20 protein-coding genes are annotated in these 19,589 nt (G+C 58.3%); 6 read left to right on the top strand and 14 right to left on the bottom strand.

Features of this window, described 5'->3' with window-relative positions; genetic code table 11:
* Positions 1-50 precede the first annotated feature (50 nt).
* Positions 51-605, bottom strand: a complete 555-nt coding sequence (locus FB593_RS26710) for a recombinase family protein (protein WP_145167553.1) — start codon at positions 603-605, stop codon at positions 51-53.
* A 273-nt stretch (positions 606-878) separates the two neighbouring features.
* Positions 879-1,403 carry a DinB family protein gene (locus FB593_RS26705; RefSeq protein WP_145167551.1) on the bottom strand — a complete coding sequence of 175 codons (525 nt, stop codon included), beginning with the start codon at positions 1,401-1,403 and terminating at the stop codon, positions 879-881.
* Positions 1,404-1,470: 67 nt separating this feature from the next.
* Here FB593_RS26705 and FB593_RS26700 point away from each other — a divergent pair, with 67 nt between their 5' ends.
* Positions 1,471-2,109 (top strand): TetR/AcrR family transcriptional regulator, encoded by a 639-nt coding sequence (locus tag FB593_RS26700; protein WP_321186348.1) that lies wholly within the window; start codon positions 1,471-1,473, stop codon positions 2,107-2,109.
* 135 nt (positions 2,110-2,244) lie between these two features.
* Here the strand turns inward: FB593_RS26700 and FB593_RS26695 are convergent, their stop codons facing one another.
* The 4 genes from FB593_RS26695 to FB593_RS26680 form a co-directional block, all read right to left on the bottom strand.
* Positions 2,245-3,159 carry an alpha/beta fold hydrolase gene (locus FB593_RS26695; protein ID WP_145167549.1) on the bottom strand — a complete coding sequence of 305 codons (915 nt, stop codon included), beginning with the start codon at positions 3,157-3,159 and terminating at the stop codon, positions 2,245-2,247.
* A 74-nt stretch (positions 3,160-3,233) separates the two neighbouring features.
* Positions 3,234-4,388 (bottom strand): MFS transporter, encoded by a 1,155-nt coding sequence (locus tag FB593_RS26690; RefSeq protein WP_145167547.1) that lies wholly within the window; start codon positions 4,386-4,388, stop codon positions 3,234-3,236.
* The gene (locus FB593_RS26685) at positions 4,297-4,767 is read right to left on the bottom strand and encodes a MerR family transcriptional regulator (RefSeq protein WP_145167545.1); all 471 of its coding nucleotides are present in this window, start codon (positions 4,765-4,767) and stop codon (positions 4,297-4,299) included. Before FB593_RS26685 ends, FB593_RS26690 begins: the two co-directional genes overlap by 92 nt.
* Positions 4,768-4,927: 160 nt before the next feature.
* Positions 4,928-5,335, bottom strand: coding sequence for a tautomerase family protein (locus FB593_RS26680; RefSeq protein ID WP_145167543.1), 408 nt, complete (start codon positions 5,333-5,335; stop codon positions 4,928-4,930).
* A 94-nt stretch (positions 5,336-5,429) separates the two neighbouring features.
* Here FB593_RS26680 and FB593_RS26675 point away from each other — a divergent pair, with 94 nt between their 5' ends.
* A complete protein-coding gene (locus tag FB593_RS26675) occupies positions 5,430-6,305 on the top strand; it encodes a LysR substrate-binding domain-containing protein (RefSeq protein WP_145167542.1) in 876 nt (291 codons plus the stop codon).
* A 3-nt stretch (positions 6,306-6,308) separates the two neighbouring features.
* On the opposite strand, the gene FB593_RS26670 is transcribed toward FB593_RS26675, so the two are convergent.
* Entirely contained in the window at positions 6,309-7,196 is an 888-nt protein-coding gene (locus FB593_RS26670) for a LysR substrate-binding domain-containing protein (protein WP_145167541.1), read from the bottom strand.
* 81 nt (positions 7,197-7,277) lie between these two features.
* Between FB593_RS26670 and FB593_RS26665 the strand changes: the two genes are divergently transcribed.
* Genes FB593_RS26665 through FB593_RS26655 form a run of 3 tightly spaced genes read left to right on the top strand, consistent with a single transcriptional unit; the run spans position 7,278 to position 9,913 of the window.
* Positions 7,278-8,456, top strand: a complete 1,179-nt coding sequence (locus FB593_RS26665) for an MFS transporter (protein WP_145167539.1) — start codon at positions 7,278-7,280, stop codon at positions 8,454-8,456.
* A 57-nt stretch (positions 8,457-8,513) separates the two neighbouring features.
* The gene (locus tag FB593_RS26660) at positions 8,514-9,086 is read left to right on the top strand and encodes a TetR/AcrR family transcriptional regulator (protein WP_145167538.1); all 573 of its coding nucleotides are present in this window, start codon (positions 8,514-8,516) and stop codon (positions 9,084-9,086) included.
* Positions 9,083-9,913, top strand: a complete 831-nt coding sequence (locus FB593_RS26655; RefSeq protein WP_145167536.1) for a DMT family transporter — start codon at positions 9,083-9,085, stop codon at positions 9,911-9,913. The genes FB593_RS26660 and FB593_RS26655 overlap by 4 nt, the downstream gene beginning before the upstream one ends.
* Before the next feature lie 101 nt (positions 9,914-10,014).
* On the opposite strand, the gene FB593_RS26650 is transcribed toward FB593_RS26655, so the two are convergent.
* Positions 10,015-10,665 carry a nucleotidyltransferase domain-containing protein gene (locus FB593_RS26650; protein ID WP_145167534.1) on the bottom strand — a complete coding sequence of 217 codons (651 nt, stop codon included), beginning with the start codon at positions 10,663-10,665 and terminating at the stop codon, positions 10,015-10,017.
* 133 nt (positions 10,666-10,798) lie between these two features.
* On the bottom strand, positions 10,799-11,608 hold the full coding sequence (locus tag FB593_RS26645; RefSeq protein ID WP_145167532.1) for an AraC family transcriptional regulator: 810 nt from the start codon (positions 11,606-11,608) through the stop codon (positions 10,799-10,801).
* A gap of 119 nt (positions 11,609-11,727) precedes the next feature.
* Here FB593_RS26645 and FB593_RS26640 point away from each other — a divergent pair, with 119 nt between their 5' ends.
* Complete coding sequence (locus tag FB593_RS26640) at positions 11,728-12,873, top strand: MFS transporter (RefSeq protein WP_321186347.1); 1,146 nt, start codon at positions 11,728-11,730, stop codon at positions 12,871-12,873.
* A gap of 81 nt (positions 12,874-12,954) precedes the next feature.
* Here FB593_RS26640 and FB593_RS26635 read toward each other — a convergent pair whose 3' ends face one another.
* The 5 genes from FB593_RS26635 to FB593_RS26615 form a co-directional block, all read right to left on the bottom strand.
* Entirely contained in the window at positions 12,955-13,779 is an 825-nt protein-coding gene (locus FB593_RS26635) for an AraC family transcriptional regulator (protein ID WP_145167528.1), read from the bottom strand.
* A gap of 274 nt (positions 13,780-14,053) precedes the next feature.
* Complete coding sequence (locus tag FB593_RS26630) at positions 14,054-14,971, bottom strand: DMT family transporter (protein WP_145167527.1); 918 nt, start codon at positions 14,969-14,971, stop codon at positions 14,054-14,056.
* A 71-nt stretch (positions 14,972-15,042) separates the two neighbouring features.
* Complete coding sequence (locus tag FB593_RS26625) at positions 15,043-15,708, bottom strand: HD domain-containing protein (RefSeq protein WP_145167525.1); 666 nt, start codon at positions 15,706-15,708, stop codon at positions 15,043-15,045.
* On the bottom strand, positions 15,701-16,426 hold the full coding sequence (locus FB593_RS26620; protein WP_145167523.1) for a glutathione S-transferase family protein: 726 nt from the start codon (positions 16,424-16,426) through the stop codon (positions 15,701-15,703). The genes FB593_RS26625 and FB593_RS26620 overlap by 8 nt, the downstream gene beginning before the upstream one ends.
* Before the next feature lie 153 nt (positions 16,427-16,579).
* The gene (locus tag FB593_RS26615) at positions 16,580-19,489 is read right to left on the bottom strand and encodes a Tn3 family transposase (protein WP_145167521.1); all 2,910 of its coding nucleotides are present in this window, start codon (positions 19,487-19,489) and stop codon (positions 16,580-16,582) included.
* Between the last annotated feature and the right edge of the window lie 100 nt (positions 19,490-19,589).

The raw sequence follows: 19,589 nt of genomic DNA, 5'->3' as shown, positions 1-19,589 counted from the left end.
TTTTTGGCCAACTCAAAGAACAGATGACGAACGTGCAATCACGCTGAAGCTTACTGCGAACCTTGACCTTCCAAGGCGCGGTAGACAGTCATCCTGGAAATGTTCAACTCACGAGCAACGGCGGCTTTCGTTGCGCCAGCCGCGATCCGGCTGCGGATTTCCGCGTCATCGACATTCTTCTTCCTGCCCGTGTAGATGCCGTCAGCTTTTGCCGCGTCGATGCCCGCTCGTTGCCTGTCTTTGATGAACTTGAGTTCCATGTCGGCGACCATGCCGAGGATGGTGATGACCATTCGACCCATGCTTCCGGCTGTCGTGACTTCGGGCTCAAGAATGCGGAGTGACGCGCCCTTTTCGTCAAGCTCATGAACGAGATTGAGAACGTCGCGTGTGGAACGGCCGAGCCGATCAAGTCGCAGAACCACCAGCTCGTCGCCCGCGTGCAGAAACTGCATAATGGTTTCCAGCTCGGATCGCCCCTTCCGGGACGCTCCAGATCCGGTTTCTGATCGGATGATTTCGCAACCTGCGGCCTTCAGACGCTCGTTCTGAATATCGAGGTCCTGATCTGTAGTGCTGACGCGAGCGTATCCGATGCGGGCCATGGCAATTCAGTAACATTAGGGTGGTTTCGATTGTGTAACGTCACTTTGATCGAAAATCCACCCTTTTGTTACAGTCCAGGCGCGTCACATTTGAATGTCACTTTAGGGCTTACCCAAAAATGACACCGCACAAAACGCGGTCGCAAAAATTCTCCTCAAGAGGCGGACTTTTGCGTTCGATTTTTGCGACACGAATTTGGGAGCGTTTTCAGTTCGCAATGCTTCCGATGAAAAGTCAGGATTCCCGCGACAATATCAACGTGAGCTTATCCATCAGGCCGGACCCGACTGCTTGCCGCTCTGCTGCCGCCGCGCTGGTTCGGTCTGGTGAAGGTAGACAGCAAACGTGTCCCAAGGTGGGGTTATGGAAAGTAGCCAGAGAATGCGGCCCACCTCGCCCCGGTGATAGCCGCCATGCAAGGCAACATGGGTCAGCATTTCCTCACGCGTCATGTAGCCCTTGTCGCCATCGGTGAAGGTGAAGGCGACTGCCTCGTAGAGTGCAGTGGGGGAGACTGTGTCAAGGTAGCCGAGATACCACTGGTCAGATGATATGACGGCGGTCCTTAGCTCATTCAGTGCTGGCGTTTCTTCGAGATTATCGGAGATAAAGCCATGAGGAGTGCCTTGCAGATGACCGGCGAATATCCGCGAAACCACATAGTAATGGCTGATTAGCCTGAGAGCGGTTTGCAGCTCCGCCCCATGTTTCTCAGGGTCAAGGCTTTCCAGCTTGTTGAATAAATCGACATTGGCCCAAGCGTGATAGCCGTAGAGCGTCTGGAGCAAGGTGCTCATTGCAACCGATCCCTTCGAGGTTTAGAAATGTGAGCAAGTCCTACACATTCTCTACGGAGGTGGCTTTTTGTCTACTCGCATTGCAAAGAAGCAATCGGTGATGCGCAAGGAGCCGCGACAAGCGCGATCCCGCGCAACAGTCGAAACGATTGTTCAGGCCGGTGCTCGCATTCTGAGTGATGAAGGATTGGCGGGGTTCACGACGAACAGGATCGCGGAGCTGGCCGGCGTCAGCATCGGTTCCCTCTACCAATATTTCCCCGACAAGCTCTCTCTGGTAGATGCGATCCGCCATAGGCACATGGATGACAGCATGGCGGTCATGCGAAAAGTCCGCGCGGAGGGCGTATCGCCAGCAGAGTTCGCGGCGCAACTGGTGCAAGCCGTGGTCGCAGCCCATAGCGTGTATCCTGGCCTGCATCGTGTCCTGCTAGACGAAGCTCCAAGTTCTGAAGGGTATCGCAACCCCAACGGCGCATTCGAGGTCGAATATCTCTCCTACTACGCCGAAGCCGTCGCCACGTACCGGAAGCGCCAGCCCAATCCAGCCGATCATGTTGCGGCCCGCGTGATTTCGGACGCGATTGCCGGGGTGATCCACAATGCAGCACGGCGTGGTGCCATCGCCGACCCTGCGATGCAGACAGAGCTAGTCCGCCTAATCACCCTCTACCTCGCAGAGCCAAGCCAGATTCGCGAATGTTAGGCAGACTGTCCGAAAACTCGCCTCCAAGAAATTTTGTTAGAATTTGATGCTAACAGGGCCCACATACCCCGCACCCCGTAGCATCAGCTTTTCCATAGGTGCCGCGCGACAGAACCAAATTCTACGGCGCAATATTCAATCTGAGTTTTCGGACGGTCTGTAGGATTTCTGCGACAAGTCGAGGATCGCTGCTGCGAAGGCTTGGGGTGCCTCCTGCGGCAGATTGTGACCAGCACCGGGCACAATCCGTCGCTCGTATGCCGCCTTGAAGTGGGGTTTATCATAGTCGATTGATGCAGGAGGATCGACACCATCGTCTCCACCTTGGAGAACAATCGTTGGGACCAAAATATCCGGCTGCTCTGCCAACCGAGCTTCGATCTCCGCAAGTGCAGGATCGCCGGGGATGCCGCCGAAGCGATGTCGGTATGAGTGGATCACAATATCCACGAAATCGGGATTGTCGAAAGACGCGGCGGTGCGATCAAAGGTTGGCCCGTCGAACACCCACGTAGGCGACCAGATTTTCCATATGAATTCGCAGACGCCACGGCGGTTCTCTTCGAGAGCCTTACGACCTCGCTCAGAGTGAAAGTAGTACTGATACCAGTATCGGGCCTCTTCCTCCGGCGGCACAGGGTTCCCGGCTTGGGCAATATTCTGGATGTTGTAGCCGACGCCGCAACTCACCAGCCCGCGTACCCTTTCCGGCCATAGAGCGGAGACAATGCACGCAGCCCGACCGCCCCAATCATACCCGCCAAGGATCGCTGTTTCGATGGAAAGAGCATTCAACAGCTCCAATAAGTCCGCGCCCAAAGCCGCCTGTTCACCGGAACGTGGTGAGCTTTCGGAGAGAAAGCGTGTGGCCCCAAAGCCCCGGAGGAATGGAACGATACAGCGATGGCCCGAAGCGATCAGAATTTCCGATACTACGTCATAGGCGCGTACATCATAGGGGAAGCCATGTAGTAACACGACTGGTAGCCCGTCAGCCGACCCCGCTTCGTTGTAAGCAATCTCCAGAGCTCCGGCAGACACGGCCTTCATTCCATTTCCTCTCCTGTCGCGAAAATCCCGACATTTGCTCGATATGTTAGCCCGACTTTTGCAGCGCTGCAAAATTAGGAAATTTGCGAAAAGTCTCGAGTATCCGGACGAAGGGCAACAATCGCAATTGCGATCAGCCCTGCGCCGACGGCGGCAACCCATGCCGGACCGGTTGGGTAAACGCCAGCAACAAGCGCGGAAGCTCCCGCTACACCGAGATTCATAGCGCTTCCGGCCAGAGCCATCAACGCGCCTCTGCGGGACGGCGAAAGCTGCGCGATGTGGGTTTGCAGACCAGGGGCACCTATGCCGCCGAGGACTGCCCAGATTGCCAGGGCCAGCAAGATCGGAATCGGTCCGAGCGCGTCAAAGACATAGGTAACGGCAATAGCGGCCATCACGAACAGCAGTGCGACCCGCATCAGGGCCCGGCCGCTTCCGATCCGCGCCAGCGCGATCGGCATGGCAAAGTTGCCGGCCAGTGTGAGAATGCCGAAGGCGGCATAGATCATGCCGACCGTTGCCGTATCCCAGTCGTAGAGGGAGCGAAGCAGCTCACCGACGAGGGCAAAGCAGCCGATGGCACCGCCGAGACCTGCCGCCATGGCGATCAGGCTTCCCAACGCGCCAGGCACGAAGAGCGGCCCTGCCGGTTCGGCGATATCCATGTTCGGCCGACTGTTCGCCCTGCGAGCCTCCCGCAACGATGGAAGGCCGACCAGCATCACGATCAAAGCCAGCCCGCCGATCGCGCCGAATGCAAAGCGCCATGACCAGAATTCTGCCGAGACTGCCCCAATTCCAGGGCTGAGGATGATGCCAAGCGTTAGGCCCGACGTGACGAAGGCCATGGCTTTGGCCGCTCCCCTCTCACCGAGATCGCCGGCCATCGCCATGGCGATGCCGAGCATCCCGCCACTGGCCGCACCGGTCAGGATGCGGGTCGCGATCCCGATCTCGAAGCTAGGCACGAGGGACGTGGCAAGCGATGCCAGACCGAACACGAGGGTTGCAGGCACGAGCACGGCGAGACGGCCATGTCGATCGGAGATGCCGCCGAGGATCGGAGCCATGAACGCCAACGGCAAGCTGTAGGCGGTGATGAAGAGGGCAATGCGCTCGGGAGGAACCGAAAGGTCAGCGCCGATCGGTGTCAGGATTGGTCCCAGCAGGAATTCGTCGGCTCCCACGAGGAAGGCGATCAGGAAGAGAAATATCAGGCGTAGCATGGTTTGGGTCGTTCCTTTCGTGATGGAGCGAAAGGGACTCCCGGAACATGGCGAGGCGGCCGAGGACCGCTTCCCTCCGTGCATCGAGATCGGCGCGCAGCCGGTCGATATGCTCAAGCTTTTCCAGCAATTGCGGAATACTGCCCTCGCAGGGGCCAGCCCCCTCGTCGGAGAGGCAGGCCGCCATGGCGCGGACCTCGCGTGTGGAAAAGCCAGTCCCAATGAGATCGCGGATACGGCCCGCGCGGCGCAGGTCGGCTTCGCTATAGCTGCGATAGCCATTCTCCGAGCGGCGAGCGTCCACGAGGCCCGCCTTCTCGTAGTGCCGCAACATGCGTTCCGAAATCCCGAGCCTTTCGGCCGCTTCCTTGATCTGCATCTCGATCCCTTTCCACACAGGCCTAGCACCTTGACATTAGTGTCAATGTCAAGCGCGGCTTTCAAGGAGGATTAGGCATCGCGGAAATCCCGGATTTTGCTCGATATGTTACCCCGACTTTTGCAGCGCTGCAAAACTAGGAATTTCGCGATAGCTGGGCTTAGCTGTCCGCGCCGCGCTGCTGGGCTATTGCCATAGCGAACACCCCGTTTCCGACGCTCCAGTCCGAATAGTCGTTTTCGTGCATGAAAATAAAAACGTCTTTGGGCGACACAGCCGCCGCCGCTTCAAGGTTCCGGGTGATGGCAGCATAGAGCTGGCATTTCATGGCATCGCTTCTGCCCCTGCGCATTGTGATTTCCACGACAATCAGGTTTTCGGAACGCGCAATGCCGTTGAAGCTTCGATCATAGAAGAACGCGCCGTCTTCATATTCGCTCACAAGATTGAACAACTCATCCTTCGGCATACCGATACCCTCGACCAGGGCTTCGTGAATTCCTTGTACGATCTGTTCTTTCCGTGATTTCTCTGTTCCTTTAGGCATGGCTGTTCTGACAAATGGCATGGTTCACCTCATCATTTCAATGAAGCACTATCTATCATCATCAGTGTGCTTTGCTTATTGACATTTCGGCCGTTTCATTGTGAGTAAAAATCACATGAAAAGCCGTAAGAACCTACCCGTCGCTGCCCTGAGAGCCTTCGAGGCCGCCGCACGGCATGGCCAACTGTCATCAGCCGCCGAAGAACTCGGGGTGACCCACGGGGCGGTTAGCCGTCATGTCAGTCATCTTGAGACATTTGTCGGCGCAGAATTGTTTGAGGGAGCGCGAAACCGTCCGAAGCTTACCGCAGAGGGCCGGGTATTCGGCTTTGCCCTGACCGCCGCTTTCGATCAGATGGAGGACGCGCTTCGCATCATAGGGCGAGGCGATAGCGGCATTTTGGACGTGGCCTGCCTCAGCACCTTTGCCATGCGTTGGCTTATTCCACGTCTTCACGGCTTTACAGCCAAGTATCCACACTATGACGTTCGGCTTGCAACGGATGATCGGCGCGCACGCGGTCACATCGATGTTCAGATTCTGGTTCTACCTGGGGAAATCGGTCTTCCGGAAAACAGTTCACTGCTTTTCCGCGAGAAGTTGGCGCTGGTCGTCGCGCCATCGCTTGCAGTGGATAACCGGACCGATATGCTCGCGCTGCCAAGATTGGAGACACGGACGCGGCCTGATGCCTGGCGCGAATGGGCGCGCCTGACGCATACGGAGGGGTATAACGAAATCGGCGGAACGCGAATTTTCGATCATTATCACATGACCATTGAGGCTGCCCTCAACAGTCTCGGCGTCGCAATCGCTCCCTGGCATCTGGTGGCTGAGGACGTTGGCTGCGGTCGATTGCGCGCACCTTTTGGATCTGTGGATAGCAACTATGTTTATGCCGTGCAGGTGATCCGGCCGGGGAGACCGAAGACAGAGCATTTCGTCAAATGGCTTAAAGAGGCGATCCATCAGGACAGCCGCGTATTGTAGGAATTATGCGAGGCTCGCCTCTTGCATGATCCATTGGCGGAATGCCGCGATCTTCGACATGGTGATCCTACCTAGCTGCACGACGACGAAATACCCTGTCTGCGTCGAAACGGGCGCGTCGATCGCAAGCATGATGCTCCCGGCGTCCAGCGCGCGGGCAGCATAAACATCGCGCACAATAGCAAGCCCCTGGCCGGCAATGACACCCTGGATCAACAAGGTGTCATCAGCATAGCTCGGCCCCTTCGCCGCGTTGCGGGCCGACTTAACGCCATGCGCTTCAAACCAGATCGGCCAGTCGGCCCGGTCGCGATCCTGTAGCAGCGGATAGCGGAGGCAGTCGGCCGGGACTCTCAAGGGACCATCGATCAGGAGCGACGGGCTTGCGACCGCCACGAGCCGGGGCGTGAACAGCAAGGCCGCATCTAGGCCCGGATAGTCCCCGGAACCGTGACGGATCGCTATATCAATCATGCCGCTTGTCATGTCCGCGAGCTGTACGGAGGTTTCAATCCGAAGCTCGATTTCGGGGTGCAGCGTGGCGAAGCGGCCGAGGCGCGGCGTTAGCCAGCACGCGGCAAAGGATGGCGTGGTGCTGACGACCAAGGAGCGCGGTCCTGGTCGTCGATCATCGAACAATTGCACGGCCGCGTCGATCTGCTCGAAGCCCGGCGCGAGTTTGCTGAACAGGCGCAGGCCATGCGCCGACAGCCTCACCTCACGGTTTCCGCGCTCAAGGAGCCCGACGCCGAAGCGCGCTTCCAGCGCCCTGACCTGCTGGCTCACGGCCCCCGGCGTCACGTTCAGTTCCTGCGCGGCGCGCTTGATGCTGCCCTGCCGGCCGACCTCTACGAAAGTGCGCAGCGCACCAAGGGAAACGGGTGTAGCCATGGGCCGGAGTTTAGCTGAACTAAATCGTTCAGCAAGAGATATGGTTTGTGCGCGTAGGGCCGAACTGTATGTCTGTTCTGCATGCAAACAGAACATGCCCGATCCCAACACCTGTCCGCCGCCCTGGTCCGCCTTCTGGCGGTCGGGGCGGGCGCTGCCGTCGCCAACAGCTATTACAATCAGGCTTTCCTCGGCCATCTGACGGCGGATTTCGGGCTGGCGGCCGGGGCTGCCACCATCGTGCCGGTGCTGACCCAGGCCGGCAACGCGTTCGGCGTGCTGTTCCTCGCACCGCTCGGGGACCGGCTGGAACGTAAGTCCCTCATCCTCGTGACGATCGGCGCTCTGGTGGCGGCGCTGATCGGCGCGGCCGTCTCTCCCGGCTTCATGTGGCTCGCGACCGCAAGTCTCGCGGTTGGCCTGTTCGCCACGGTCGCGCAACAGATCGTTCCGCTCGCCGTGCATCTGGCACCACCTGCGGAACGAGGGCGAATTCTCGGTAAGGTCACGGGCGGCATCCTGATCGGCATCCTGCTTGCCCGCACGGTCAGCGGTATGATCTCGGATCTTTGGGGTTGGCCTTTCGTATTTTGGTTTGCGGCAGGACTGATGGTTGCGATTGGCGCGGCGCTGGCGCTCTGGCTGCCCCGCGTTCCGCCGACAACCGATTTGAGCTATCCGCGCTTGCTCGGCTCCCTATGGACGCTGGTCCGAACACATCGCATTCTAAGGCATGCGGTGGTTGTTCAATTCCTGATCTTCGCGGCCTTCATCGGCTTCTGGTCGAATCTCGCGCTGCTGCTGTCCGAGCCGCCATATCAGCTCGGCGGCACGGCGGTCGGCCTTCTGGCGCTTGTCGGTGTCGCCGGCGCGCTCGCCGCCCCAATCGCCGGCGGTTTCGCGGATCGGCGCGGCCCTGCCGTGGTCGTCTCGATCGGAGCGGGCCTTGTCATCGTCGCTTTTGCAATATTCGGCCTGTGGCAAGGCTCCCTTGTGGCACTCGTCATCGGTATTCTGATCCTGGACCTTGCGGTGCAGTCCTCGCAGGTCGCTAACCAGGCGCGGGTTTATGCTCTCGATCCGACCGCGCGGAGCCGGCTGAATACTGTGTTCATGGCGACCATGCTGCTCGGGGGCGCGGTGGGCGCTGGTGTCGGCGGCGCGGCATATGCGGCGTGGGGCTGGACTGGCACATGCGCCTTTGGGGCGATCTCAGCGGGGCTGGCGTTGTTCCTATCCAGGCGTTCCGACGCCCATTGACCAAAGCTATCAATCGACATATGAGTGAGACAGGTCTGTATCATATAGGGCTTTGTCATGACACTGCGCGCCGACGCTGCCGAGAAGCGCCAACACATCGTTGAAACCGCCTATCGCCTTTTCAAACGCGACGGCTTCCACGCCACCGGCATAGACAAGATCATTGCCGAGGCCGAGGTCGCCAAGATGACCATGTATCGGCACTTCCCTAGCAAGGATGGGCTGATAGTCGAGGTCCTGAACTGGCGGGCGGAACGGTACGGGCGACAGCTCGACCAGCTCGCCGGCGCGGCAATGACGCCAGGCGAGAAGATCGCGGCGATTTTCGACTGGCACGAACGCTGGTTCGACAGCCCGGAATTTCACGGCTGTCTCTTCCAGCACGCTCTTGCGGAGTTCGGTGAGCCAGGACACGCCGTGTTCGAGGCGGTTGCGCGGCAAAAGCAAGACCTGCAACAGAGGCTCCGGGATATTCTACCCGATGATCGCGCCGGGCATGTCGCAACGACGCTGTTCATGCTGATCGAGGGCGCGACCGTCCTGGCGCATATGGGGCAAGGCAAGACGGCCATCGTCAGCGCTCGAAGGACGGCGGCCGATGCACTGGCATCGGCGGGGGCGCTTCATTGAGCGCGGCCGTCATCGGTCTGGCGCTGTTTGCCGCGATCCTGCACGCCACATGGAACGCCTTTCTGCGCAGCGGCGGCGATCGGCTCTGGACTGTGACCGTGATGAGCTTCGCCAGCACGGTTTTCGCGCTCCCGTTCCTGTTCATCTACCCTCTGCCGGCGTCCGGAGCGTGGGTATACATCTTTCTTTCGGCCGCCCTACAGGTCGGCTACAGCGTCTTCCTCGTCGCCGCCTATCGCTACGGCGAATTAGGGCAAATCTACCCGATTGTGCGCGGAACCGTGCCGCTGCTGGTGACGCTTGGCGGGTTCATCGTCACCGGCGATAAGCTCAATCCCTACCAGATTGCCGGCGTCGTCCTTGTTGCCGTCGGCATCATGAGTCTGGTGCTCGGGAAAGGGCGAGCCTCTATCTCGTCCATCCTTTTCGCGTTGGCGACCGGCGCTATCATCGCCGCCTATGCGACTGTCGATTCCATAGGTGTTAGGCAAACCGGGCAAAGCGGGGCCTACACGGCATGGGTGCTCGTGCTTTACGGAGCATTCCTTACGGCAGCATTCCTTGCCCTGCGTCGGCGGCTCGTGGTCGATTTTCGCGCACCCGACACGTGGAAGGCGCTCGCCGGCGGGCTGGTCGCAATGATCGCCTATGGCGTCGTGGTCGCGGCCTTCGCCCTCGGGCCGGCCGGCCCGATCACGGCGCTACGGGAGACAAGCGTTGTGTTCGCCGTTCTGATCGGCTGGCTGTTTCTTGGCGAAACCCTCGCCGTCCGGCGCATTCTCGCCTGCGTCATTGTTGCGGCCGGCGCAATCTTACTCGGGCGTTAGACACCGTCGAAAAAGTCCGGCGTTTTGCTCGATACGCTGCCCGACTTTTGCAGCGCTGCAACATTACGATCTGCGCGAAAGACTGGCAGCTAAGCGGACTGTCAGCAGGATTGAAGTTCCTGAAGCCAAGCATGCCCCGGATGCAGCACCTCCAGCCATCGACGAAGGGCGGATTTCTCACTGGATTCCAAGCGAGGTAGGGAATTGCGGAAGTCCCCGTGATCTTTCTCGCGGGCGTGCTTAGCTTTGAAGAGCAGGACGATGTGCGGTGCCAGATATCGGATGCCGCCGGCTGTTGCGCGTATGGCTGTGGTTCGCGGCAAGGTGAATGATGGATCGCGCTTGTAGACCCACATATCCGGCGATCCCCGATCGACCATCATGTCGACGCGCCAGCGCCCGGCGCCAATATCCGCACCCCATTGCTGCCAAACATCCGTGGGCAGTGGTTCTGCCAGGGGGAGATGATCAAGTTGGCCATCCTTCGCTGTGAAGAACTCCAGCTCCGACAGGGCGCCGCGAAAGCGTTGAGTTTGGCAGTCAAGCACCGCGAACTCCAAGTCTTCATGCGCACGGGTCGGCTCGCCGTACCAAAGGTCCAGGGCCCAGCCGCCTACGATGTACCAGTCGGTGTTAGACCCGCCGAGGCGGGCAAACAATTCATCCGGGGACCATGGTTCCCAAGCGTCATCTGGTGGTGGCTGCAATGAAGCGTTGCTCCTGATCGGACGGAGCTTAGTACGTGAACTCATCCCCCATGTTCAATAGCGGCTTTGGGCTCAAACGGACTGTCGCGAACATCCCGAGTTTTGTTCGATTTGTTATCTCGACATTTATAGCGCTGCAAAATTAGGAATTCCTCGACAATCGCAAAAGAACCCGTTGTCACGAGTTCGCCACGTTGCGCCGAATGTCGGCCGCTCGGCTGAAATCGCTTGGACTCATCCCGAGAGTGCTGCGGAACATATAAGCGAACGCACTCGACGACTCGTATCCGAGACTGAACGCTACCGAACTCACTTTCTCACCAGCGGCAAGCCGCGATACCGCGTGCAGAATACGCGCCTGCCGCAACCACCGCGAGGGTGGCATACCTGTTTCCGCGATGAACAGGCGTTCGATAGTCTTGCGGCTGGCAGCGGCATCGGCAAGCCAGACATCGACCGATTCTACCCTGCCGGGATCGTCCAGAGCGGCCTCGGCGAAGTGCCGAATACGCCTGTCGTTCGGCATGACGATGGAGAGCGACACGTCCTTGGCCGCGATCAATTCCTCGCGGAGCAGGTCGTGCAGCGCGACGATGTGACGGCTCGCACGGCCGGATAAGTTCTCGGGCAAGGTCGCGGCCATCAAGGCGTTCAGAAGCGGCGTCATCGCCATGATACGGCTCTCCGCTCCGAGCCTGCTTGCCTCGTCTCGGTTCACATCGACATAGAGCATATCGTTGTTCGATCCGTACCGATTCCAATGCTCCACATCTGGTGGAATCCAGACCACCATCGCAGGGCTAAGTAAAAGGACACGGTTCCGGGTGCCGACATACATCGAGCCGGACGCGGCGGAAACAAGCTGCCCAAACTCATGGGTGTGCCAGTCGGAACTTTCACCGGATACCGGGCTGATCGCCTCACCGAGATAGCGGGGCCTTCGCGTCTCGTCAGGGTTCTTGAATGCGTTGTTCTGCAGGGCCACCATCAGATTGACGATTCCTAGATGCACTTTGGCTTACCATCGACAGATAGACATAGCGAAACCGGGTAGAGGATTCCAGATGCGCCGACACTAAAGACGAATAGGCAAATGATATGATCTCTATGAGGACACACGAAGCTGACGCCCCGGATTGGGCCGCCATCGCTGTTGTGATATTGAGCGTGACTGCTTTCGCTATAGCCCAAGGTCTTACCTTCCCGCTCATTTCACTCGTGCTGCAAAGCAGGGGGATGTCGGGCAGTATGATCGGCTTCAATTCTGCGGGGTATGCGGTGGGAGCGGCGACTGCCGTGTTGACGATCGACAAACTTACCGGCCGCTTTCGCGGCGATCGTCTCATCATCGCCGCTTTGTTTGGCTGTTCTGTCAGCCTGGCGGCATTTGCCCTGACCGATTATCTACCGCTTTGGTTCGCCGCGCGCTTCGTTATCGGTTTCTGCGCCAGCCTGATTTCCATCCTGAGCGGCGCATGGCTAAACACGGCGAGCCCAGACCGCATCCGTGGGCGTATCTCCGGCTTTTATGGCGCTGGAATGTGCGCGGGCTTTGCCGCCGGTCCTCTGGCCATTCCGCTCGTCGGCACGGAGAACGGTTTCGCTTTCGCCATTGTCGCCGTTTATGTCGCGCTAATCGGTTTTGCCAGCGTGGCCTTTAGCGGCAACGCGCGAACGCTACCCCAGCCCGCGCCCTCCGGTGCGCTGTTCCGCTTCATCCGGGTCGCCCCCGTTCTGGTCATCATGGAACTGGCCTTCGGCTTTGCCGATATTGCCGCGATCTCGGGCATGGCCGTCTACTTCGTTCGTGTCGGCCACACAGAAGCGTTTGCCGCCTATGCCATCACCGTGCTTTCGCTGCCGACCGCGCTTGCGCAACCCTGCGTCGGATGGCTGCTGGACAGGACTTCGCGTGCGGGGGTCGCATTTGGCTGCGGGCTTGTGGGTGCGGTCGCGTTCCTGCTGATCCCGTTCCTACACTCCGAGCCTGCAATCCTCATGACGTTCGCGGTCATTGGCGTTGTGACCTTCGCCCTGAGCACATGCGCCCTCACAATCTTGGGTGAGCGGTTCCAGGGCGGTATGCTTGTTGCCGGAACTGCCAGCTTCTCCCTAGCCTACTCGACAGGCAGCATTATGGGCTCTACTGGCACCGGCTTCGTCATGGACTTCATTTCGCCTGCTGCGGTGCCGATAAGCGTTGGCTTGGGCCTCCTTGCCTTCACGGTACTGATAGCTTTCAGGCGACCATGAAAATGTCGCGAAAATCCCGACATTTGCTCGATATGTTAATCCGACTTTTGCAGCGCTGCAAAATCAGGAGTTACGCGACCATCACGAGATGATCGGTATCCATATCTCCATCTCCCCACGGCCAGTTCGGCCATCGAACCGGTGATCATATAGCTCAAAGTCAGGTGCTTTGGCGGCCTCAAGCCCTAAATCTGGCATGGTCTTGTTCCAGATCGTGTAGATGGTTTTTGACAGGTCGGAAATATGGCCGCTGTGTGTAAACACGGTATAATGCTGCCAACACAGCTCGATCTGCTCCATCCCCGGTGTTGAAGCCGACGCCTCGACGCCAGCGATATAGCGGAAATTGCCTGCCTCATCGCCCATGCAGCAAACGCCATAAGCTGCTCCGGGCACTACACCGATGATATCGCTTTCACGCGCGAAAAAGGATTGCCAAAGGGCCGGAAGGGCTCCTGTTTTCGCGAACGAGCAGTCGGTGCCGAGGCCGACGACACGGAAGGATGCACGTTCGCGTTTCTGGGGTGGGCTGACCGGAACGATCATTTCTTTATTCATCTCAAAGGGCTCCATAAGGTTTAGCTTCACGGCGAAGCGCTCATTGCGCAGGCTGCTCGGGGCAGTGCCGAAATAGCTTGCAAAGGCGCGTGTGAAAGCCTCATGAGAACCGTAGCCTGCGTCCAACGCGACCGTGACTATGTTGGTGTTGCTTGATACGATAGCGCGGGCTGCGTTAGACAGCCTGCGCGCGCGTACATAGGACATGATCGACATTCCGGTGGCGAGTTGAAACACTCGACACATATGGTGGATGTTGACCGCGCAGCGTTCCGACAATGTTGGAAGGGACAGCTCTGAGTCCAGATTTGTTTCAATTTGCCAGATCAGCCTGTCCAAAAGAGGCATGGGTTCTCCTGTGATCCACCTTCCCTATTTGCAATAGAAGATGATTATTTGCTTGACCGCATTTGACTTTGTTCCTGCGTAATGCCGCTTGCACGGTAGCTGTACATTGCCGATCCGCTTCCACTCACCTTGGCGGTTCTAAACACTCTGGCACCTCTTGGTGCGGCCCGACCGCCTCATGAGCCGCGCCACGTTTATTTTTCGGTGGGTTCCGTGTCGCAAAAATCCCGGATTTCGCTCAATATGTTACCCCGACTTCTGCAACGCCGCAAAATCAGGAATTCTGCGACGAGACGCGGAGCTTTCCGAGGGAGAACGGCCAGCCGAGATTTACGCCGAGAGCGGCAAGCAGGATCAGACCCAAGCCAACAGCCTGCATTACAGTGATTGAACGGCCGAAGACGAGGAAGTCGGATAACAGAGCGACAGCAGGGTTCAAGAATGCAGCGGCGGCAATGACGGCGGTAGGGACCTTTGGATAGGCCGTGTACAGCAATACATAGACGATGCCGGTATGGATGACGCCAAGACCGACGAGCCATCCCCACATGCTGGCGCTACCCGATTGGAGTGCTGCTGTGTTGAGAAACGGCAGGAAGGCAATGCATCCGATCAGGCAATGAACAGCGCTCAGAACGTCCGGCTTCACGCCCTTGACCGCGCGCGTAGTTAGTGTCGTCGCGCCATAGAAGAGCGAGGCGACGAGCGCCAGACCGACGCCGATCAGCCAATTTCTGTCGGTCTGCATGTCCCCGATCTTCGGCAGGATGGTGAGGACGAGGCCGACGAAGGCGAGGCATATCCAGCCGATCTTGTGCCGGGACAATGCCTCTTTCAGGAGCAGCCCCCCAGCGAGCACGATCCAGAAGGGTTGCAGATGATAGATGATCGTTGCAAAGCCGATCGAGGTGCGATGGAACGCCTCGAAGAGGGTCAGCCAGTTGAGGACCAGACAGATGCCGCTCACCAGCACAAGCGGCCACAGTCGCCGTTCGATAGAAAAAAGACTTTTCCAGCTGCCCCGCAGCGATACCCAGCATATGAGCGCCAATGCTCCGAAGAGGCAGCGGAAAAACACGACGTTAAGAGTCGGTTGCCCGGACGAGACGGAAAAAAGCCCTGCCGTTCCTGACAGGGCCATTCCTGTGGAGAGTATTATTGTTGCTCGTGTCGGTCTCGTTTCACTTTCCATCTTTCCTCCATTACCCCAATAATCCCGACTTCTGCATGAGATGCTATGCCGACGTTAGCAACGTTCGAAGGTCAGGAGTTCTGCGAATCCTGTTGCGGCAATGGCAAACCGTGCCGAGCGCGTAGGACGGAAATATCAACGTCCCCTTCCGCCAGTTTGTTTTCGGCTTGGGTTCTCAGCGCCTGAGCCATTTCCCACAATGCCAGATCGTGCGCGCATCGATCATCCATCTTCGTATAAACGAGATCGTGTTCGATCGCCTCCCATGTATCCAGCTTTGCTAAATTGTGCTGAGCTTGCACTTCGAGGTGATCGATCGCCCGCGCGAACTGTGCCTCGGCTGTCGTTCCGTCCTCGTATTCATGCCACAATGATGCAATGAGCTTGCCGGTCTCTTCAGGAAGCATACCTTGAAGCTCGACCATAGCGGCCAACTCGGCCTTCACCTTGGCATTCTTCCGCTCGGACACTTCGAAGACAGGAATATCACCAACTCGCACTTCCGCGAGATCATGCACGATGATGAGCTTGAGCACATGGCCGAGATCAACCGGGTGTTCAAGACTCGGGGCCAATGTGATCGCCATCAGGGCCATCATCCATGTGTGCTCGGCCACGCTCTCCTGCCGGCCATTTGACAGCCAGGAATGTCGCAGCTCCGTCTTGAGGCGTTCCGCCAACGCGAAAAACTCAAGAAGTTCTGCTGCCGGGAGCTGGATGGGACGATGATCAGGCACCTATATTTTCCCCTACTGCTGCCATTCCGAGCGCGCTCGGAGCCGATCGCCCAAGCCCCCCGTGCAAATCCAGGCAGCGTTCGAACCATACGCTCACGGGGTCATCCTTCTCCAAAACCTGAAATGTCGTCGTGGTCCTGACCCACTGGAAGGCGCCGAACACGATGTAATCGGGAAAAAGAGGCGAGGAGCCGCCGATGAAGGGTTGATAAGTCAGCATCGAGCGCAACGGTTCCAGCGCGGACCGAAAGGCTGCAAGCCTTGCGTCTCGATCTTTCGCCACATCTTCCAATGTCCGCCCGAATTTGGCCTCGCGACTTTTCCTGAAATAGGCAGCACTCGCCGGCTCTAGGAGGCCAACTTCCTCCATTAGGGTTGCCACCCCTATATAGGGGTGAAGCGTGAGTTGAGACCACCGCTCGATGAAACGGCCCATCGATCTACCGCCGTCGCCATCGAACAAGGCAGGGCGATCGGGATAAGCTTCGTCGAGATAGAGCGCGATCGCAAAGGAATCGGCAATGACCCGTTCGCCGTCGCGGATGACGGGGATCGTTCTGGAAGCGCCGTTCTCGACCTGCGGCACCCCGACAAAAGTCGTCGGAACGGTCTGATACTCAAGCCCCTTGTGTGCAAGAGACATGCGCGTTTTCCAGCAATGAGGGCTGAAGCGAACGTCTTCGCTGGAACCAACAAGATCATAGAGGATGACAGTCATTTGCAATTCCTGAAATGAACCGAAAGCATTGCTTCTTCAGCTATGAGATCGAGCTTGCAAGGTTGTGACGGCAATACGTTTTTGTCGCAAAAATCCCAACAAAAGTTGAAATTTTGCGCCTGAGTTTTGCAACGCGCATTTTCGCGCCGCTGCTCATGCGGCGATTTTGCCGAAATCTATCCTGCTGTCCAGATCGAGATCGAACCGGCCATAAGGATTGACGTGAGCATAGATCAGCGGGGTGAGGCCGCGATAATCTTCCGGTGCCATACGGCCGTGCCAGGCTGGTTCGGCAAGCACCGTTTGTAGCATGCGCGTGTTCACATAGACGAGCGAAGCCTGAAGGAGGTGTAGCGCCAGTGCCGAAACCTCCTGCTCATCAATGCGGTTGGTCGCCATTTCACCACCCTTTCCGAAGAAGACGAAACCGTTGGCGCTATTCCAGTTTTCGACAACGTTGAGTCCTTCATGGATTTCCCTGCGGAAGGCTTCCTGTCGAAGGTAGCGGCATAGAAAGATCGTCTTGACCGCGCGCCCGAATTCGCTGAGCGCCTTGTAGGTCGGATGCATCACTTCGGCCCGTGCGAAGCGGCGCAGGATCGCCTCGGGATCGGCTGTGCGCGTCTGCATGGCAGCGGCATATTTGACCATTTCGTCATATTGCTGCTCGATCTCCTCCCAGTTGATCGGGTTGGAAAGGATCGGAAGCAGGTTCGGAAATCTTGTCCGGAAGCTCGCATCCGGTAGTGCCAGCTTCTGCCGGGCAATCACCTTCAGGCGCGGGGCAAGTTCAAAGCCGAGCAACCGGCAGAAGGCAAAACCAACGGCGCTCTGGCCGTGGCTATCGACATATTGCCGCTGGATTTCCAGATCGGTGCAATGCCGAAGAACGCCTTCGATCATTGATGCGACTTCCGATGACGAGCACCGCTTGAGCTGAGAATAGACGCAGGTGGCCCGCTTTTCGACATGCCAGTAGATCATGACGCCGCGCCCGCCATAGCGGGCATGCCACTCCGTCATCAGGTTGCGATCCCAGGCCCCGAACTTCGTGGAATCCGACGCGCAGGCCGTCCCGGCGTCACCCCAGACTGCTGCGTTGCGAATTGCAAGGGTGGCATTGGCGACCCGAGCGCAGGCTTCCCGCAAAGCGCCCGCGTCAACGAAGCGGCGATGCACATGCAAAAGCTCCTCATAGCTGGCATCGGTGGTGGCGCCGGCCACCCGCTTCAGCCCGGGATTGGTGCCGAGGCCGTACAGGCAAAGAAGCAGTCGCTGATCCAGAACAGCCTTGGGCAGCGCAACACGGGAGGCCGAGGTCTCGAACGCATCGAGAAGCCCGGTGTCCAAGGCTGCTTCCTTCAGGACATCGAGGAGGCCCGTCATCGGCCAGCGCTGACCGATTTCCGATTTGATGGCTACCAGCCCTTTCGGTTCCGGTGCTGGCTTGAACGGCGTGATCGATATCCGGTTTTCGCCGCGCCAGAGGATTTTCACCTTCTCGTTTCGCGGGATTGTTTCGTTTAGGAGCAGCAACTCGTGTTCCAGCTCTTGGCGAGCCATTGCCACAAATTCGCAGGCATCCTGTGTCAGGTTCAGCGTGGAATAATAAGAGGAGCGTCTAGCCGCAAAGTCCTTCGGCAGATCATCATCAGGATTGCGGTAACGGTCAGCGCCGGCAACCCAGATTTCCTTGGACCGGATGCATTCCCGCAGTTGGGTCAGGACGCAGAGTTCATAGCTGATCCGGTTGACGCGACCATTTCCATCAATGACCGAACTGCGCCACTTTGCCGGGATCACTCCGTCTATCGGCACATCTTTCTGCGGCACGAACCGGCACCCATCATCCAGCCTCGCCTTGATCCAGTCGAGGGCGGACAAGACCGGTCGCCAGACTGCATTGTTCGAGCGGAACTCCAGCACGGAAAGCAGACTTGGCAGCATTCGTCGATAATGATTGGCCCATGAATTGCGCATGACGGCATAGATGCGGCGGTCGAGCGCACCCTTGGCATTGCCTTCCTTGATTATCGCCGCCAGCTTTTCCTTGCCGACAACAGGAAAGATGACATCGCAGATGCGACCGTCCGGATCCTCAATCGATGCGGTGGCAATGTCGATGAGTAGCCGTTCTTTGCCATAGACCCGTTCGACATCCTTGGCGATGTCACCCACCACCTTCCGTTTCGACCTGGTTGCGATCTTGTGCACCGTTTCCACCAGCAACTCGACCATTGCATCGGTCATCGCCGTTTCACGCCCCATCAGATACACCGCATACAGCGCGAGCTGACGGGTCTGCGTGTGGCGGCGCATTTCCGATGCCTTTTCGCCGGAAACCCGGCGGGTAACTTGCTCGATCCACGCCGGGTTGATGTCTGAAAGTATATTCCGTGGGAGGTTCAGTTTTCGGATGAACGCCAGCCGGGCGGTCACCTCCAGAATGTTGTCGAGCGTTGCTCGCCCCGCGTCGGCCTTCATCGCATTGAAGCCCGTCGGCCCTTCCGCGTCAGCCAGGGAGCTTTCCATCGCCAATACAGTCTCAGGCGGAAGCGCGTCGCTCACCTCATGAAGCCAGCCGTCCAAATATTGTTGCCGTTGCGAACGAACAAGCCGTTCAAGCTCCTTGGCAGACGGACCATAGATATTGCGATCCCGGCACCAAAGAAATACCGCCTCAAGCATGGCGCTGACGGATTGTCCGGACGGGCAAAGTTCGCCGATAATCCAGCAAGAAAGCGCTTCCCGGTCTCCTCGCGTCATTCGGCGAAAGCCGAGATACTGCAAAATCTCGGCGCAATGCCGTCGGGCGCTTCTCCCGCCGAAATCATAACCGGACAGTTCGTCGGCTGGGACGCCGATCTGCTCGGCCAAGTATACGGCAGCATCGTGCGGGACCAATGTGCCATCGTCAGCGAAAAATCCGCGTGCGCTGAAAAACTTCAACTGCGCGGCCAAGCCGAGCCTGGTAGCGGCCGGTTTGGAATTGATGAAATCAATGTCGGCGAAGCTCAGGCTCCATTGGCCGACAAAATCCGAACTCGAAATACCCGTACTCATCAAAACGCTCCTCAAATTGGAGCGTAATGTCACGACCGCGCACTTCTCGGGTCAATCCTCCACGCCGTGTTCCCACAACGTTCTGCGAGTTGGCCAAAAT

The organism is Rhizobium sp. SJZ105 (genome assembly GCF_007828365.1).
GTDB lineage: Bacteria > Pseudomonadota > Alphaproteobacteria > Rhizobiales > Rhizobiaceae > Agrobacterium > Agrobacterium tumefaciens.
This window is presented reverse-complemented; position numbering and strand designations above follow the sequence as displayed.